Origin of the sequence: Pseudomonas sp. NGC7 (assembly GCF_047159675.1) — a bacterium.
Lineage (GTDB): Bacteria > Pseudomonadota > Gammaproteobacteria > Pseudomonadales > Pseudomonadaceae > Aquipseudomonas > Aquipseudomonas kermanshahensis.
Window position 1 is genome coordinate 2,993,497 of sequence record NZ_BAAFZY010000001.1, and the last position, 15,835, is coordinate 3,009,331.

At 54.4% G+C, this 15,835-nt stretch carries 13 protein-coding genes and 1 pseudogene; 3 read left to right on the forward strand and 11 right to left on the reverse strand.

What is annotated here, in order from left to right:
* Nucleotides 1–33: 33 nt before the first annotated feature.
* Genes ACMCNM_RS13465 through galB form a run of 3 tightly spaced genes read right to left on the reverse strand, consistent with a single transcriptional unit; the run spans nucleotide 34 to nucleotide 2,556 of the window.
* Nucleotides 34–1,107 carry a 4-oxalomesaconate tautomerase gene (locus ACMCNM_RS13465; RefSeq protein ID WP_412764592.1) on the reverse strand — a complete coding sequence of 358 codons (1,074 nt, stop codon included), beginning with the start codon at nucleotides 1,105–1,107 and terminating at the stop codon, nucleotides 34–36.
* Between the two features lies 1 nt (nucleotide 1,108).
* A complete protein-coding gene (locus tag ACMCNM_RS13470) occupies nucleotides 1,109–1,822 on the reverse strand; it encodes a 4-carboxy-4-hydroxy-2-oxoadipate aldolase/oxaloacetate decarboxylase (RefSeq protein ID WP_412764593.1) in 714 nt (237 codons plus the stop codon).
* Nucleotides 1,819–2,556: a 4-oxalmesaconate hydratase gene (gene galB / locus ACMCNM_RS13475; RefSeq protein ID WP_412764594.1), complete on the reverse strand. Its 738-nt coding sequence runs from the start codon at nucleotides 2,554–2,556 to the stop codon at nucleotides 1,819–1,821. Before galB ends, ACMCNM_RS13470 begins: the two co-directional genes overlap by 4 nt.
* Before the next feature lie 126 nt (nucleotides 2,557–2,682).
* Between galB and ACMCNM_RS13480 the strand changes: the two genes are divergently transcribed.
* Nucleotides 2,683–3,909, forward strand: a complete 1,227-nt coding sequence (locus ACMCNM_RS13480; RefSeq protein ID WP_412764595.1) for a LysR family transcriptional regulator — start codon at nucleotides 2,683–2,685, stop codon at nucleotides 3,907–3,909.
* Between the two features lie 6 nt (nucleotides 3,910–3,915).
* On the opposite strand, the gene ACMCNM_RS13485 is transcribed toward ACMCNM_RS13480, so the two are convergent.
* The 6 genes from ACMCNM_RS13485 to ACMCNM_RS13510 are packed head-to-tail and all read right to left on the reverse strand — an operon-like array spanning nucleotide 3,916 to nucleotide 11,089.
* Entirely contained in the window at nucleotides 3,916–4,302 is a 387-nt protein-coding gene (locus ACMCNM_RS13485) for a Zn-ribbon domain-containing OB-fold protein (protein ID WP_412764596.1), read from the reverse strand.
* A 2-nt stretch (nucleotides 4,303–4,304) separates the two neighbouring features.
* The gene (locus ACMCNM_RS13490) at nucleotides 4,305–5,492 is read right to left on the reverse strand and encodes a thiolase domain-containing protein (protein WP_412764597.1); all 1,188 of its coding nucleotides are present in this window, start codon (nucleotides 5,490–5,492) and stop codon (nucleotides 4,305–4,307) included.
* Between the two features lie 11 nt (nucleotides 5,493–5,503).
* Entirely contained in the window at nucleotides 5,504–7,264 is a 1,761-nt protein-coding gene (locus ACMCNM_RS13495) for an acyl-CoA dehydrogenase (protein WP_412764598.1), read from the reverse strand.
* Nucleotides 7,265–7,273: 9 nt separating this feature from the next.
* Nucleotides 7,274–8,035 (reverse strand): SDR family NAD(P)-dependent oxidoreductase, encoded by a 762-nt coding sequence (locus ACMCNM_RS13500; protein WP_412764599.1) that lies wholly within the window; start codon nucleotides 8,033–8,035, stop codon nucleotides 7,274–7,276.
* 38 nt (nucleotides 8,036–8,073) lie between these two features.
* Complete coding sequence (locus tag ACMCNM_RS13505; RefSeq protein WP_412764600.1) at nucleotides 8,074–10,239, reverse strand: acetate--CoA ligase family protein; 2,166 nt, start codon at nucleotides 10,237–10,239, stop codon at nucleotides 8,074–8,076.
* A 58-nt stretch (nucleotides 10,240–10,297) separates the two neighbouring features.
* Complete coding sequence (locus tag ACMCNM_RS13510) at nucleotides 10,298–11,089, reverse strand: crotonase/enoyl-CoA hydratase family protein (protein ID WP_412764601.1); 792 nt, start codon at nucleotides 11,087–11,089, stop codon at nucleotides 10,298–10,300.
* A 186-nt stretch (nucleotides 11,090–11,275) separates the two neighbouring features.
* On the opposite strand from ACMCNM_RS13510, the gene ACMCNM_RS13515 reads away from it, so the two are divergent.
* Nucleotides 11,276–11,836, forward strand: a complete 561-nt coding sequence (locus ACMCNM_RS13515) for a MarR family winged helix-turn-helix transcriptional regulator (protein WP_412764602.1) — start codon at nucleotides 11,276–11,278, stop codon at nucleotides 11,834–11,836.
* A 74-nt stretch (nucleotides 11,837–11,910) separates the two neighbouring features.
* Here the strand turns inward: ACMCNM_RS13515 and ACMCNM_RS13520 are convergent, their stop codons facing one another.
* On the reverse strand, nucleotides 11,911–13,260 hold the full coding sequence (locus ACMCNM_RS13520; protein WP_412764603.1) for an MFS transporter: 1,350 nt from the start codon (nucleotides 13,258–13,260) through the stop codon (nucleotides 11,911–11,913).
* A gap of 12 nt (nucleotides 13,261–13,272) precedes the next feature.
* Nucleotides 13,273–14,178, reverse strand: a complete 906-nt coding sequence (locus tag ACMCNM_RS13525; protein WP_412764604.1) for a transporter — start codon at nucleotides 14,176–14,178, stop codon at nucleotides 13,273–13,275.
* Nucleotides 14,179–14,741: 563 nt separating this feature from the next.
* Between ACMCNM_RS13525 and ACMCNM_RS13530 the strand changes: the two are divergent.
* Nucleotides 14,742–15,822, forward strand: a pseudogene (locus ACMCNM_RS13530) (IS3 family transposase).
* Nucleotides 15,823–15,835 lie beyond the last annotated feature (13 nt).

A 15,835-nucleotide genomic window follows, 5' to 3' on the forward strand; every position in this document is an offset into this window, starting at 1 on the left:
TAATGAGTGCTCTGATAATTATTTGATGGGCGGCTATTTCCACACGGCAGCAGGGATATAGACTTGCCCGCGACTGATCAGTCGTGCGGTTCGAAGCAGTCCAGAGCGTTGCAGCGCACCATTCTTGAAGTCAGCGGTTACGGTGAACTCGCCTGTAGGGTGCTCAACGGAAATTTGAGAGAACTCGTCGTTACTACTTTGGGCAACTTGATACGCAGTGCTACCTTCGAGCCTGCACGCAGTGGCTACGCTCACCGCGCCAAAAACGCCGATCGCGGTGTGGCACTTGTGCGGGATGAAACTTCTACTGGAAATGGTGCCTGACTGAGCTGGCGTTGCGACGATGCACATTTTAGGTATGGTGCGATTCGTCACGTCACCTAGATTCATTGATCTGCCTGCTTGGAGGCGGATCGATTCAAGACGCTGCTTGAGAGTGCCGTTGCTATCCAGCTCAGCAGGGGATTCGTAGCCGGTAACATCGAGATCAGAAGCCTTGATGATTACTACCGGCATGCCGTTGTCGATGCACGTCACCTCGACGCCATCAAATAGATCAATGACGTTGCCTGTCGGCAAAAGGGCCCCGCAGCTGGAGCCTGCAATGTCCGCAAATTCAATCAGGATCGGCGCGGCTGTGCCAGGTACACCGTCGATGCGTGCCGTTCCTTCGTAGATGACGGCTCCGGAAGGTGTCTGGATGGTGGCGTTCGCAATCTGACCAGTGTTCTCCATGAAAATACTGACTGAGGTCTCCGCACCTTTTGGAGAAACGAGACCCAGCTCAATAGCGGCAGGGCCTACGCCTGCGAGGATGTTCCCGCAGTTCTGACCGTAATCGACGCGCGCCTCAGACACCAAAACCTGCGCGAAGAGATAGTCGACGTCCACGCCTTCGCGAGAGGAGGGGGCAATAATCGCCACTTTGCTGGTGAGCGAATCTCCTCCGCCCAAGCCGTCGATTTGCCGGCTGTCTGGCGAGCCCATTACAGCCAACAGCACCTGGTCACGAAGAATGCTGTCCTGCGGAAGGTCCTCGCGAAGGAAGAACACTCCCTTCGAGGTGCCACCCCGGACGATTAGACATGGGATCGCCAGTTGGGACATGTCAGGCTCCTACGTCATCGGCTGATTTGTAGTACTTCAAGCCCTTTTCGAGCAGGCGGGGACGCATATTGTAGATGTCGAGGCCGAGTTCGCCGGCGGCGAGGCGTTGGCGTTTTTGTTCCTCGATTTCCGCCCGTTGACGGCTCGCAATCAACACCGTTTCAAGCTCTTCGCGACGTACGACCACCACACCGTCATCATCGGCCAGGACTATGTCACCCGGATTGACCAATTGGCCTGCACAGGACACGGGAATATTTACGGAACCAAGGGTTTCTTTGATGGTACCCTGAGCGTTGACCGACTTTGACCACACTGGGAAACCCATTTCCCGGAGAGTCTTGGTGTCCCGTACGCCAGCTTCGACGATCAAGCCTTTAACGCCGCAAGCTTGAAGAGAGGTAGCCAGTAAGTCCCCGAAATAGCCATCGTCGCAGCTTGAACTTGGCGCAACTACGAGAATGTCCCCCGGTTGGCACTGCTCAACCGCTACGTGGAACATCCAGTTATCACCTGGTGAGACGAGTACCGTAACGGCAGATCCCGCAATGGTCTTGTCCTGCTGAATGGGGCGCATGTAGGGGGCGAGCAGGCCCTTACGGCCCTGGGCTTCATGCACGGTTGCAACGCCATAAGCGACCAGCTCTTCAATCGCGGCTTTCGATGAGCGCTCGACATGCTCTATCACAATGCCGGTTCGGCCCAGCAAATTCATGACAGATTCTCCGTCACACGCGGGAAGATGCTCTGATAGCCTTCGGCATAGATGATATTTTTGCTGGAAGTGATACCGATGTTACGCTTGGCTTGCACGCCGCGCTGTAGAGCTACTCGGGTGTAGTATTCCCAAAGATGTTCTTGACCAGCCATGCATTGAATAGCGGCATATTTCTTGTCCCATACTTCCGTGATATCCAGAAGCACATCGGGGCGCCATTCACACTGCTCGGGTTGATGTGGTTCGAAACTGTAAACCGGCGGAGCGCCTACGATTTTTTCACCCGGCCGGTACCCTTCTGCTTGAGCAATAATCCGCGCCTCCTGAGCTAGGTTTACTGCCATCGGGTGGTCGTAGTTGTACGGATCTTTGAGAGAATGGCTCAGGACGAACTCCGGCTGAATCCGACGATAGACGTCAGCCAAGCGGAAAAGAGTTTCTTTGTCGGCGCGCATCGGATAGTCACCGATATCAAAGAATTCGACGGTGGCGCCCAAGATTTCAGCGGCTTTTTGAGCTTCTTCTTGGCGAGAAGCTTTGACGATCGATTCTGTCATCTCCCCTTTACGCCACAGCTTTGCGGACTCGCCTCGCTCACCGAACGACAAGCACACGATGTGCACGTTGTAGCCCTGGCTGGCATGGAGAGCAATTGCACCGCCCGCGCGCCATACGAAATCCGCAGAATGTGCGCTAACCACCAGTGCACTTTTTGCCTCAGCGATCGACATGACCTGAACCTCCTTTGTATTGTTGTTGATAAGATCCTGTCATGCCGATCGATCGCTCAGGAAATGCCGATGGCTAGCGATGGGCATACTTTTTACTTATGTCGATTTGATCGGCTGGAGCTTTTGATGGATACCCTGCCTCTACCTAACCTCGCTCAGCTTTGGAAATTTCTGCATGTGGTGGAGCAGGGCAGTATCACCAGAGCAGCAGCAGCGCTGCTGACGTCACAGCCGGCAGTAACCAGGGCCATCCACGATCTTGAAGATCAGCTGCAAGTGACCGTTTTCGAGAGGGGCCCCAATGGCATTCTGCTCACAGATGCCGGTCAGGTTGTGCACTCCCGCACTCGTAGGGTATTCGCGGAACTCATGGTGGCGGCGCAGGCTTCCGGTGCGGGTGGGCACTCTGGTCCAGATGTCCGTCACTTGCTGAATAACAGGCGGTTGCAGATTTTCGTCGCCTTGCGCAAGTCACACCAGATGCAGGTGGTAGGTAGGCAGTTCAACCTGACCCAACCGGCCATTAGCCTCGCGATCAAAAGTATCGAAGCGGGGAGCGGCGTTACCTTATTCGAGCGCACTTCCCGAGGAATGCAGCCCACACGCGCTGCGGTGGAGATGGGCTACCCATTACAGCGGGCACTCACGGAGCTTAGGCACATCAGAGCAGACATCGACTACATGAAGGGGATGTTGGGCGGCGTTGTGCATATTGGCGCACTTCCACTGGGGCGTACGCGGATTCTTCCAGAGGCTGTGGTTAGGGTTGTGACCAAGCATCCATCTATCCAAGTGGTCACGAGCGAAAGCGACTTTCCGACATTGGCCAACGGTATGCGAGCTGGAGAAATCGATATGATTTTTGGTGCGCTGCGAGAAGAGGCTGACGAACCGGAATGTCTTGGTGAGCCCTTACTTGTCGAAAAAATGGCGGTCTTGGCCAGACGTGATCATCCGTTGGTTGGGGCATCGCCGCGTTTGGAGCAGTTGCTTGACTACGAGTGGGTCCTTCCTCGGCGCGACTCACCCGCGCGGCACCTTTTAGATAGCCAGTTTGCAGCGGCCAACCTGTTCTCGCCGAGGCCCATCGTAGAAACGGGGGATCTGGCAATGATCAGGGGCTTGTTGTTGCGCTCAGACATGATTGCAGCAGTGTCAGAGCATCAGCTAGAACACGAGATTGTTTCCGGTGAGTTGGTGCCATTAGCGGTTGAGCTGGATGGCACCTACCGTACCTTAGGACTGACTTACCGGCGAAATTGGTTGCCCTCACCGGCAGCCCAAGCATTAGCTGAATCCATCCGCGCGGTCATTGCCGAGCGAGGCGGAGAGGGCGGCACCGGAAGCGGTTGATGGTCTTTAGTTGTCAGGTACGAACATCGGGATACGCTGGCCAGAAGTGCTTGCCACGAACTCGACATGAACCGGTAAGCCAATTCGTAGATTTTCGACCTGGTCAGTCAGTATGTTGGTCAGAATTGTAGGCCCTTCTGCCAGTGTGACGTAGGCAATGCAGTATGGGGGCTGGGCTCGCGGCAGGACGCTAAATGTGTAAATCGTTCCTTTACCGCAGGCCTCCATCCACTCGGTTTCCCCACCGGTAAAAGGACTATGTTCCCGTGGATAGAAAAACGCTTTCCCGGTTTCCGCACACTTTTTCAGGAGTAGGTGACCTTCATTGGCCGCGCTCCAGAAGGCTTCGGTTTCAGGCCAAGCTTGGGGCGCTGTAGGTGTACGCTGATCCATGATTACGCCTCTCTTTCCAGAATGATCGTGGCACTACCGTGTCGAGCGCCGAGTTGACCGCCGGTACCGTGAGCCAGCGCAAGCGAGCAGTTCGGCACCTGCACTTCCGGATGCGCTTCATTCCTAAGCTGGCGGATAGCCTCGATCATCTTGGTCATTCCGCCACGATTTCCGGGGTGGTTGTTGCAAAGACCACCGCCGTCCGTGTTGACGGCTAACTTCCCGACGCCCGAGATCAGTCCCCCATCCGCTACGAACCGTCCGCCTGCTCCAGGAGCGCAAAATCCGAGATTCTCCAGCTGGATCAAGACAGTGATCGTGAAGCTGTCGTATAGAGATGCGTATTGGATGTCACTGGGAGTGACCTGAGCCTGTGCGAAAGCTTCCGCCCCGGTCTGTACCCCGCCTGACGCCAAGATATCGAAGTAGCCACCATTGAGATGTTTTACGGTGAACCCAGAACCTATCGGTTTTATCAGAGGGCGCTTGAGTTCTTTGGCAACATCCGGATGAGCGATAACCAGAGCACCACCGCCATCGCTGATGACACAACAATCCAGACGGTGTAGTGGGGACGCCACAATTGGAGAGTTCAGTACATCCTCTACGGTCACTACTCTGGGTAGCATCGCGTTGGGGTTGTGCTGAGCATGATGAGAAGCGGCTACCTTGATCCAGGCTAGCTGGTCGGTTGTCGTGCCATGCTCGTACATATGGCGCATGGCGCACATGCCGTACACGTTTGTGACTACGGGTCCGTAAGGAAGCTCAAATTGCGACTCAGCCGTAGTCTGAGCTTGAAGCAGATGGCTGGCTTCAGGCGAGAATTTCTCTGCCCGAGGTCGACCAGCTTGGGTGATCAACGCAACTCGGCATTTGCCGGCGGCGATTGCCTGCACCGCATGTTCAACGTGGTTGATATAGGCTGACCCCCAGGTCTCACTGGTATCGAGATGCCGCAGCTTGAGACCTAGATACTCAACTACCGAGAGCGGTCCAATGCCAGGCGATTCCCATCCTGCAACATCGCCGGCACAAAAGTATCCGTCCACATCCTGGATAGTAAGACCAGCATCCGCCAATGCACCCAATGCGACTTCGGCGTGTAGCTGCCCCAAGGATTTTCCAACAGCGTTCCGCGTTGGATGTTCATAGGCGCCCACGATGTAGGCTTTAGCATTTTTTGGCATTCAACTCACCATCAGTTTTCAGTGGCCAGCGTTAATAGATCGCGCGCGTCAGCTGTTTCGGCCAAAATCGATTGCTCAAGGGCCAGCGTTTCAGGCATCAGCTGAGAGAAATAAAATCGTGCGGTTTCGAGCTTCAATGCGTACCAACCATCGGTAGGCGATGCACGTGTGAGCACGGTATGTGCGATTCTCGTCCAGGTGAAAGCGAGGGCCAGGTGCCCTATCAGGCGCAGGTAATTGGTGCATCCCCCCAAGACGCGCCGGTGTTGCATGGGCGCCTGTGAAATCAATTCGCAGGTTACGGCCTTGGTCCGTTCGAGCAGCGATCGCAGTGGCTGCGCGAACTGCTGTAGCTGCGGAAGATCTTGGGTCTTTTCAAGCCATCGAAGGATGTACCGCTCGAAAGTCTGAAAGCGTCCACCTTCGGATTTGATTATTTTACGAATGAGCAAATCCTGAGCCTGGATGCCGGTTGTGCCTTCGTAAATCGTCGTGATGCGGACATCGCGAACCAGCTGTTCGATTCCGGTCTCTCTGACGTATCCATGCCCCCCAAAAACCTGCAACGCAAGACTGGTTGAGAATTGTGCGTTCTCGGTTAAAAAGCCCTTGGCGATGGGCGTCAGCAACTCAAGCAGCTCAGATGCCTCACTGCGAACCGCGTGATCCGGATGACATTCAAGATCATCAATCAATGTGGCCGTCCAGTGCGTCAGGGCACGACCACCTTCAGTCCAAGCGCGCTGGGCTAGTAGCATTCGCTCTACATCGGGATGATCGACCAATCGACAGGGAGCTACACCTTCGGCTGAGCGTCCTTGGCGACGTTCCAACGCATAGTTGTGAGATTTCTGTAGTGCTTTTTCGCTGATCCCGATGGCCTGAAGCGCGGAGAGTAAGCGCGCCTCGTTCATCATAGGGAAGAGTGCGAGTAGCCCTTCGTGAGGAGCACCGACCAACCACCCTTGAGCTTGATCAAATCGTAGTGAGCAGGTAGGGCTGCCATGCAACCCCATCTTGTGCTCCAAGCCATCGCAGTGGACACCGTTCGGAGCGCCTTGATCAGTGAGCTTGGGTACAAGGAAAAGGCTTAGCCCTCGCGTACCACCTGGGCTGTCCGGAAGGCGAGCCAACACTAGATGGAGAATACTGGGCGTAAGGTCATGCTCAGCGCCGCTGGCAAAAATCTTACTGCCGTTGATCCTATACGTACCGTCTGTATCGAGCGTGGCGCGAGACTGAATCAGTCCGAGGTCTGATCCAGCCGCAGGTTCGGACATGCACATCGATGACAACACTTCACCAGAGGCCAATGCAGGTAGCCATCGATCTCTCAAGGGTTTAGACGCTGACTTTCTCAAGCATGCCGCAGCGCAATGGTTGACGGCAGCAATCATCACAAAGGCATGGCTGGCAAAGGCGGTGAACTCGCTCGTCATACTGAAAAGCAGGCGAGGAAGTTGGTGGCCACCTATTTCCATATCCGCACAGAGCAGCGGCCAGCCAAGCTCTTTGTAGGCTTGCCAGGCCGCTTTGAATCCGGGAGGAGTAGTTACTTCCCCGCCCGCCCAAGTACAACCAACCTGGTCCGCCAGCGCATCCAGTGGTGCTAGGGTCTCACCGGCGAATTGGCTGAACTCTGTAAGGGCTGCATCCAGAATCTGCGCATCTAACTGCTCGTAGCGCGGCAGTGCCTTCAACATGGCATCTGCCTGAAGCAACTCATGCAAGATGAAGCGCAGCTCGCGAAGCGGAGGAGATGGATAGGACATGGCATTCACTCACCGAGGTGCGAGTCGAACAGCCCCGTCCAGGCGAATTACCTCGCCGTTCAGGTAGCGGTTAATCGCGATATGTTGAACCAACTCTGCAAATTCAGAGGGGTGTCCGAGCCGGCGAGGAAAAGGAATCGAGTCCGCCAGAGCTTGCTGTGCTTCAGGACTGGCATTTTGCAGAAGAGGGGTTTCAAAGATACCCGGCGCGATGCCCATCGCCCTCACGCCAAATTGCGCGAACTCGCGTGCGAGCTGAATGACCAATGCCGACAACCCACCTTTGGCTGCTGCGTAGGCTGCTTGGCCGATCTGGCCTTCATAGGCGGCAACGGAAGTCGTGAACATGATCACGCCTCGTTCGCCTTGAGGATCAGGTTCCGTGGCAATCATCTCGGCAGCAACCAATCTGGTCATGTTGAAACTGCCAACCAGGTTAAGGTTGAGGACTTTGGAGAACTCCTCAAGTGGCATCGGTCCCTGTTTGCCTACGACGCGCTTAGCGCCGCCTCCGCCGGCGCAGTTAACCAGCAGCTGCGGCACACCGAGCACTTCCTTGACCTGGGCAATCGCGCTGGCCGCGCCCAGCGGGTCTGTTACATCGCAGTACACTGCAATGCCATCAATCTGTCGAGCCACGGCTTCGGCGCGCTCACGCTGGATGTCCAGAACCGCCACGCGCGCACCTTGTGCACCCAAGTGAAGTGCAGTTGCTTCGCCAAGTCCTGAAGCGCCACCAGTTACAATTACAGTCGAGCCTTCGATCTTCATAATCTAATCCTGATGAATTGAGCCAAATGGGCCCCATCTCACTGAGTCACGAATAGAGCGTCCAGAGCGACTACGCCTTGTCCTTCGCCGTATGCGACCAGTGGATTGATGTCAATTTCGAGAATTTCAGGACGGTCGAGCATCAACTGCCCTACAGTGGCGACCACCTCGGCTACGGCATCCATATCGATAGGGACACTGCCTCGGAAGCCTGTGAGCAGCTTGGCGGCATTAAGCCCCAAGAGTTCTGTCTTGATTGCGGAGTGCGGTAGATCAGGTGGAAGCAGCTTCACATCACCCAGCGCCTCAACCCATACGCCGCCCAAGCCCACCATGACGATCGGGCCCCACTGAGGGTCGCGGCTCGCGCCGACAACAAGTTCAAGACCACGATTGCCCATCGCCTCAACCAGAACACCGTCGAGCTGAATGGTCGGAGCGGCACGCTGAATGTTGCCGTGCAGCTTCTGCCAAGCTGCCTTGAGTTCATCGTCGTTGCCAATGTTGAGTAGTACACCACCTACTTCGCTTTTGTGGGCGAGCGTGGCGGCTTGAGCTTTGATGACCACGGGATATCCAACCTGGCCTGCGATATCCACGGCTTGCTCGTAGCTAGTAGCCAGAGTGCCGGCAGGGACTGGAATGCCCAAAGCTCGAAGCGCCTGCTTACCAACCCATTCCGCCTGCGTGCCACTGCCCAAAGTGATACTTGCAGAAACTGACTTTTGATGGCCTGCACTTTGAGCATGGGCCGCTGTCAGGTTACGGCCAAATCTGGTGATTTTTGCCAAGGCACGAAGTGCGCGTTCAGGTGAACGCATTACAATTGCTCGATGTCGTTTAGCGTGCGCCATGAATTCTGGCGACAGGGGCACATCTTCGTTGTGCATTACGTAAATAGCGGGTTTTCGGCTATCTGATACGCCGTCGAGGAAATGCTGAAGCCACAAAACAGAAGCTTCGGGGCCTGGCATTGCCATAGAAACCAGCACGCTGCCGATACCAGGATCGGCAAGAATCGCGGCTGTCCCGCGCGCAATCAGCTCTGGTTTGTAGGCTGACAAAGTACCCAGATCAAGTGGGTTGCGAGGCGGCAGAAATACTGGGAGATGTTCGCGCAGGAGATCTGCGTATTGAGGGGCGAGTGCTGGCAGATCTAGTCCCAACGGCTCAACGTAATCTTGAGTCAGGCCACAAATGGCACCGGATGCGGTGACCAAGCCCAGTCCACCCACAGGCGGCACCGGATAACGCAGCAGCAATTCACTGACATCGATAACTTCTTCCAGGGAATCTACAACCACAACACCCGCATGCCCAGCCATCAGTTGCATCGCGGCGTGATTACCTGCGAGGGCACCTGTATGGGATTTGGCAGCTTCCTGGGACTGAGCGCTTCGTCCCGGATGAAGCAGTATCACAGCCTTGTTGTTGGATCTCGCAAGGCTCACTGCCTCAATGAACTCGGACGCGCTGCGGATTTGTTCGGCGTAGACAGCGATTGCGCCAGTATGGGGATCGCTTGCAAAGAAACGGATCATCTCGGCGAGGCCGATTTGCGCTTCATTGCCAGTTGTCATCATGTAGGAGAGGGGAACACCTCGGGCCTGTAACGAGGCAGCGATATGAGCCCCGATCCCACCGCTTTGCGCAACCACGGCAACCGCTGGGCCATCGTCAGCTATGAGGCGTGGTGGCAGGGTCAACTCAACCATCATCAGATAGAACGCGTCGACATAGTTGAAGTAGCCGACAGTATTAGGGCCGAGCAGTGCCATACCTCCCGCTCTTGCGGTTTGAGCGATCCTCAACTGCTGTTCCCGACCTTGCTCGCCCATTTCTGCAAAGCCAGAAGCGAAACACACAGCACTTTTTACTTGGCGAGCGATGCATGCCTCGACGGTGTTCTCAACAGCTTCGGATGGGACCATCAAAATGGCCAAGTCCACAGCCTCCGGAAGCTCGGCAATATTGGTCAAAATTTGGCGGCCTTGGAATTCGCCACCGCTTCGTCCGACCAAGTGAATTTCTGCTTCATATCCACCAGCGAGGATGTTGTTCAGAACTACACTGCCGGCAGATCCTGGCTTTGTCGACATACCGATGATGGCAATCGAGCGCGGCCTCAAAATAGGATTAATATTTACATCGCTGTTATCCACGGACGCAGGGCTGGAGAAGTTTTTTGCATTAATGTCGCCCATAACTACCTCATTGTTTTTGTTTGAAGTTGAACGGCGTTGCAAGTCGTGAGTTTTTGAGTCAGGTCAACTCAATTTTCTTAGCTCTTTTTTGCAGGAACGCATTGACCCGCTCCTTAGCTTCAGATGAGCCCTGCGTAACTGCTGCCATCAACGATTCTGTAAGCAAACCGTGCGACATGGGTTGTTCTGCGATGAGGGGGAGGGCGTTGAGGATGGCGAAGTTAGACAGCGCCGTGTTGGATGCAATGCGCATTGCCAGCTCCAGAGCCTTCTGCATGCCCTCTCCGGGCGCAGTGACGTAGTGAGCCAACCCAATTTGATGGCCTTCAACTGCATTCACGACATGCCCTGTGAGCATCATTTCGGAGACCCGTGAGAATCCAATCAGCTTGGTGATACGGACTGAACCACCTCCGCCGAGGAAAATCCCGCGCTGTCCTTCAGGCAAGCCGAAGTAGGCGGTCTCTTCAGCTACACGGACATGAAACGCAGAGGCCAATTCGAGCCCGCCCCCTACGACAGCACCGTGCAGAACAGCGATCACCGGAACGCGCCCAAATTGAATCTTGGAAAACGCGTTGTACCATGCGAACGATTGTTGAATGCCTTCGGCAGAGCTTGATTCGGAGATTTCCGAGAGATCCAGCCCCGCGCTGAAGTGATCGCCTGAACCATTGACGATTGCTACCTTGACTGTGGACGGGAGCCCGTCGAAGGTCTCGCGTAGCTGGTTGATCAAGGCCATACTGAGCGCGTTTCGCTTCTCGGGACGGTTCAATGTGATCGTGGCGATCTCTCCATTAACCGTGAGTGTCACCAGAGATTCTGCAAGCGTATTGTGTTCGTTCATTTCTCTCTCCACAGGAGCGTGGCGTTCTCCTGATGCTTGGCGGAGCTGCTGGCCGCGATGCCGCGGATTTTGAGGCAAGCCCAGTAGAGCAAGAAGCCTTCTGGGTTAATTGTATGCCCGGCAAACAGTATTCCATGGCATCATACGGTTTTACAAGTGGATTCGAGGATTTAGATGACGTCAAAAATGTACAGCCCATCCCAAACTGGCGCTTCTGGCATAGGCGGTAACAGCGAGATGGCGAATGGAAGAGAAGATGCGGCGACCAGCTGTGGGCAGCGAGGCGGGCACGATCTAGATCTCACGGCTGATTCTCTCGGCTACTGCCTAAAACGTGCCCAAGTACGAGCCTATGAGGTTTTGGCGAGCTATGTAGACCAGGAATCGATCTCGCCGGCACGAATGACGGCGCTTTCGATGATCGCGGTGCATTCAGGAGTGAGTCAGTCAGCTTTGGGCAAGGCGCTAGGCATCAATCGAGCCAGTGTTGTTAAGGTCATCGATGCGCTTGAGTCGAAGAACCTAGTCGAGCGTCGGGCGACTGAAGGCGATCGTCGAAGTTATTCTCTCGCTCTCACCGCTAGCGGGCTTAGTGAACTGCGATCTCTGCAAGAAAAGGTGCGACAGTATGAACAGGCGATCGCGACAAATCTCAGCGCGGATGAGCGTCGTCAGCTGATGGATTTGCTGGAAAAGGTCGCTACCAATAGGGTTGAAAAAGGTGATGATGAGGCTGAACTCGATTGATCGGGAGGCCTTTCCATGAGGCCTAGAAGCAGCCTCGCTGATCGGATTGCAGACCGAAAAGCGAGGCGGAGCAATCATTCTGCGGGAGCAGCTACGGTGCTTGAAGCGGGAGTCGCTTGCACTCTTATCAGAGGCATCAGCAATATCGCCGCCAGAATCGGCAGGCTCAGCACCAAGCAATAGCTGGCGCGGCTCCAGTTATCATCAATCAAAACGCCAGCTAGATAGGGGCCCAGTACCCCTCCGATCCGGCCGAACGCCAAGCACGCTCCCATAGCGGTTAAGCGCACTTCTGTGGGGAATACATTCGGAACGAGTGCATACGAGACAGCCATGCTTGAAAAGAGGAAAAAGCCAACCGCTGCAACTGCAAGCATGAGTGATGCATTGGTGCTGGGGGCGAGGCCAAACCAGATCACAGATAGGCCCATGCCGGCGAATACGAAGCTTGCCATACGGCGCAGCCCGAGCTTGTTTGCATAAACGCCCATCAACAGACAGGCAGCTGCCCCGCTGCAATTCATAATTAGCGATGCTGAGATGCCTCCAGTATCGCTGAATCCAAGCGAGGTGAGAATTTTTGGTGTCCAATTTAGGGCGAAGTAAACGGTAAACATCACCCCTGTGTAGATCAGCCCCATCAAAATAGTCTTCATGGCATAGGGGCCTCTCAGAATGTTTACCAGCCCTGGCTTTGCGAGTGGTTCAGCAGTGCTTAGGGAGGGGGGGGCCGTTAGCACAGGCTGTTTCATTCTTTGAAGGAGGTGATTAATTTTTTTGAGCGAAGCAGATCGCTTTCCCAGCATCAAAAAAGACATTGACTCTGGGAGCAAGATGAGTGTGAGAGCCGCAGACAATAGCGATGCAGAGGCTCCGAGCCAGTATACTGAACGCCATCCCATGGACTGAATCAAATAAATAGATATCAACCCACCTACCGCTGCTCCAATTGGATAGCCAAGCGACATCATTCCGATACATAGCGTGCGGCGTTGATTAGATGAGTATTCAGCTACCATTATATTAATGCTTGCCAGTAGGCCCCCAATAGCGATGCCGGTGCAAACCCGAAGGTAAGCGAAATCCCATAGTCGATGGGTGTACGCCGTAGCGAACATGCTGGCACAAATTACAAATTGACATGCAATGATTAGTGGGCGCCGACCGTACTTATCGCCTAATGGCGCAATAAATACAGCGCCTAGCGCCATTCCTATTAAGCCGGAGCTGAACAAGATCCCCACGTCAGTTGCTGATAGACCCCATTCTCGACTGATGGGTGCGGCGGTAAATGCCACAACCATAACGTCAAAACCGTCCAAAGCATTAATAAAAACGCATAAGCTAACTGCAACGATCTGTAGCAAACTCATTGGCGAGTTTTGCAAGAGTTGAACAGGGCTTTGGGTATTGGTGGATGACATAAGATCACCTGATTAGAAAGCATAGCCAAGGCGGATGAAGCCAGAATAGTCAAAGGAATACCCCCCTTTAACTTCAATGTCGCGGGTAACTTCGGTGTAGACTTGAAATTTCGGTGAGAGCCAGGTGCTAATACCAAAACGGCCACGCAGTGAATCAGTACGTCGGCCTGTATCAACCCCATCCAGTTGGGATTCGCCATTGAAATACTTGGTTAGGCCTACAGAAATTTTCGTTCTGTTTTTATCCCCGAAGTTGTAGCCGATCCAAGGTTGCAACGTGTAGGAGGGGGACTGTTCAAGCCGGCTCTTATAATGCCCTGACTCATCATTATCGGTATAAACCGTGACGTCCCCTACAAGGTCATATTGCCAAGCTCCAACCGTCCGCGAATAACCGGCTTGGAGAATGCCTTGATATCGATTTCCTCCCATGTTTACCGATTTATCATGATCATATGAACCCAGGGGGAGTACAACTTGTCCAGTGATACCGAAATACTCTTTCTTCTCGGGGTTGTTCACTGGCCAAAAAGTGATGCCTACAAACGGGTCCGCTAAACCGCTGTCAGAACCAATCTTGCGATGGTTTACCTTAAGTTCCTGCCTGCCAAACGGCAGTCCGAGCTGCAACTGAACCGGTGCACCGGCCACGTCGAGCACATGGAATAGTCGAATCAGGCCTGTACGAAGCTTGAGCTGCGTTCCGGAGTCGATCTTCGATCCATGCTCAGGTACGTACTCTTTCGCTTCACCTCCACCTAGGTAGAGCAGAGCTAGATTAGCCCCCACTGGCATTGGAACATAGGTCCCAATGGATACGTCGGCAGCGAATGCTGAACCTGACCCAATAGGTAGGATCAGTAGCAAAATTGTGGACTGTATGGTGCGATGCGCAGGTCGTGTGAGCTTCTGGTTCATATGCGAGATGCCTATTGTTTTTGTGAGTGCATTACGGCGCAGCTTTAGGAGCATGACAGTGGACCAAATTCCACGACGGGTGCGGGACGCACCCTTAGCGAGTAGCCTTCTAGGTAGGCCTAGCCAGAAGAGGCAGGCACCAAAAATCAGAGGGACAATGTAGCTCTTGGTGAACTGTATGCCTGGCTAACAGTATTCCAATGTTTGATGGTTTTCAACTGATGGACACAAATTTTCTCCAAGCGAAAAGCTGGCCCGCTGCCGTACTCTCAGCCCTCAATCGCATTCGTTCCGCTGCGATTCGTGATGCAGAGATGGCAGGGTGAGCAGAGAGAGGGGCACGGGTCACAGGTCGTTTACTGGCAGGAAGCGATTACCAGCCGAAGATCTGCGTTTTCACGCAGCTATAAAATAGGGCTTGGCAGGGCGGTCACTCGCAGATCAGCGGCGCTGGACAGCTTTTTTTGGGATTTTGGGATGGTTAAATCCCCTTCTAACACTGAATCGCCCCTGGTTTCGTAGACACCTCCAAGCCTCATAATGAGGCCCAAATAGGAGGTGCCATGAGTCGTCAGCGTTACCCCGAAGAATTCAAGATCGAAGCGGTCAAGCAAGTGACCGAAAAAGGCAAACCTGTCGCCGAGGTCGCCCAACGGCTGGGGATGTCCGCGCACAGCCTTTACGCCTGGATGAAGGTCTACAGCAAGCCCCAAGAGCAGCGTCAGCAAGACAGTGATCAGCAGGCCGAACTGCGCAGGCTGCGCGCCGAGCTCAAACGCGTGACGGAAGAGCGAGACATCTTAAAGAAGACCGCCGCGTACTTTGCCAAGGCGTGCGGCTGAAGTACGCCTTCATCAAGACGCACTCGACGAATTACCCGGTGCGGCGCCTTTGCCAAACCCTCAAGGTGCATCCCAGCAGCTACTACGTTTGGTTGGCCAAGCCTCAATCTGTCCGAGCAAAAGAAGATCACCGTCTGCTTGGCTTGATCAAACATGCTTGGCTCGAAAGCGGAGGTGTGTACGGCTACCGCAAGATTCACGATGACCTGCGTGAGCTGGGAGAGACATGCGGGCGAAATCGAGTCGGTCGTTTGATGCAGGCAGAGGGGGTACGTTCGCAAACGGGCTATCGCCGTCGTCCTGGGTTTTATGGCGGAAAGCCAACAGTGGCATCCCAACCACCTTGCGCGGCAGTTCAAGGTCAGCGAGCCGAACAAGGTCTGGGTGACAGATATCACTTATATCCGCACCTATGAAGGATGGCTTTATCTAGCGGTAGTGCTGGATCTCTTCTCACGCCAAGTCATTGGTTGGTCAATGAAGTCAAGGATGTGCAGCGACCTTGCTATCGACGCGAGGCAGTAGCTCAGATTGGCAAAGCTTCCTGAAGGCCAACAATGTGATCAACAGCATGAGCCGACGGGGAAACTGCCACGAGAATGCCGTAGCCGAGAGCTTTTTCCAGCTTTTGAAGCGGGAGCGAATCCGACGAAAGATCTACGCAACGCGTGACGAAGCCCGAAGTGATATTTTCGATTACATCGAGATGTTCTATAACCCCAAGCGTCGACACAGCAGTGCTATGCAGCTGTCTCCAGTAGAGTATGAGAAACGCTATTTCCTGAGCTTAGAGAGTGTCTAGGAAACCAGGGGCG

Excerpts from the sequence above, each read along its gene's own strand:
- ACMCNM_RS13480 (WP_412764595.1), top strand. The coding sequence starts at position 2,683 with ATGGATACCCTGCCTCTACCTAACCTCGCTCAGCTTTGGAAATTTCTG.
- ACMCNM_RS13525 (WP_412764604.1), bottom strand. The coding sequence starts at position 14,178 with ATGAACCAGAAGCTCACACGACCTGCGCATCGCACCATACAGTCCACA.
- ACMCNM_RS13490 (WP_412764597.1), bottom strand. The coding sequence starts at position 5,492 with ATGCCAAAAAATGCTAAAGCCTACATCGTGGGCGCCTATGAACATCCA.
- ACMCNM_RS13505 (WP_412764600.1), bottom strand. The coding sequence starts at position 10,239 with ATGGGCGACATTAATGCAAAAAACTTCTCCAGCCCTGCGTCCGTGGAT.
- galB (WP_412764594.1), bottom strand. The coding sequence starts at position 2,556 with ATGTCGATCGCTGAGGCAAAAAGTGCACTGGTGGTTAGCGCACATTCT.
- ACMCNM_RS13510 (WP_412764601.1), bottom strand. The coding sequence starts at position 11,089 with ATGAACGAACACAATACGCTTGCAGAATCTCTGGTGACACTCACGGTT.
- ACMCNM_RS13520 (WP_412764603.1), bottom strand. The coding sequence starts at position 13,260 with ATGTCATCCACCAATACCCAAAGCCCTGTTCAACTCTTGCAAAACTCG.
- ACMCNM_RS13500 (WP_412764599.1), bottom strand. The coding sequence starts at position 8,035 with ATGAAGATCGAAGGCTCGACTGTAATTGTAACTGGTGGCGCTTCAGGA.
- ACMCNM_RS13515 (WP_412764602.1), top strand. The coding sequence starts at position 11,276 with ATGTACAGCCCATCCCAAACTGGCGCTTCTGGCATAGGCGGTAACAGC.
- ACMCNM_RS13470 (WP_412764593.1), bottom strand. The coding sequence starts at position 1,822 with ATGAATTTGCTGGGCCGAACCGGCATTGTGATAGAGCATGTCGAGCGC.
- ACMCNM_RS13495 (WP_412764598.1), bottom strand. The coding sequence starts at position 7,264 with ATGTCCTATCCATCTCCTCCGCTTCGCGAGCTGCGCTTCATCTTGCAT.
- ACMCNM_RS13465 (WP_412764592.1), bottom strand. The coding sequence starts at position 1,107 with ATGTCCCAACTGGCGATCCCATGTCTAATCGTCCGGGGTGGCACCTCG.
- ACMCNM_RS13485 (WP_412764596.1), bottom strand. The coding sequence starts at position 4,302 with ATGGATCAGCGTACACCTACAGCGCCCCAAGCTTGGCCTGAAACCGAA.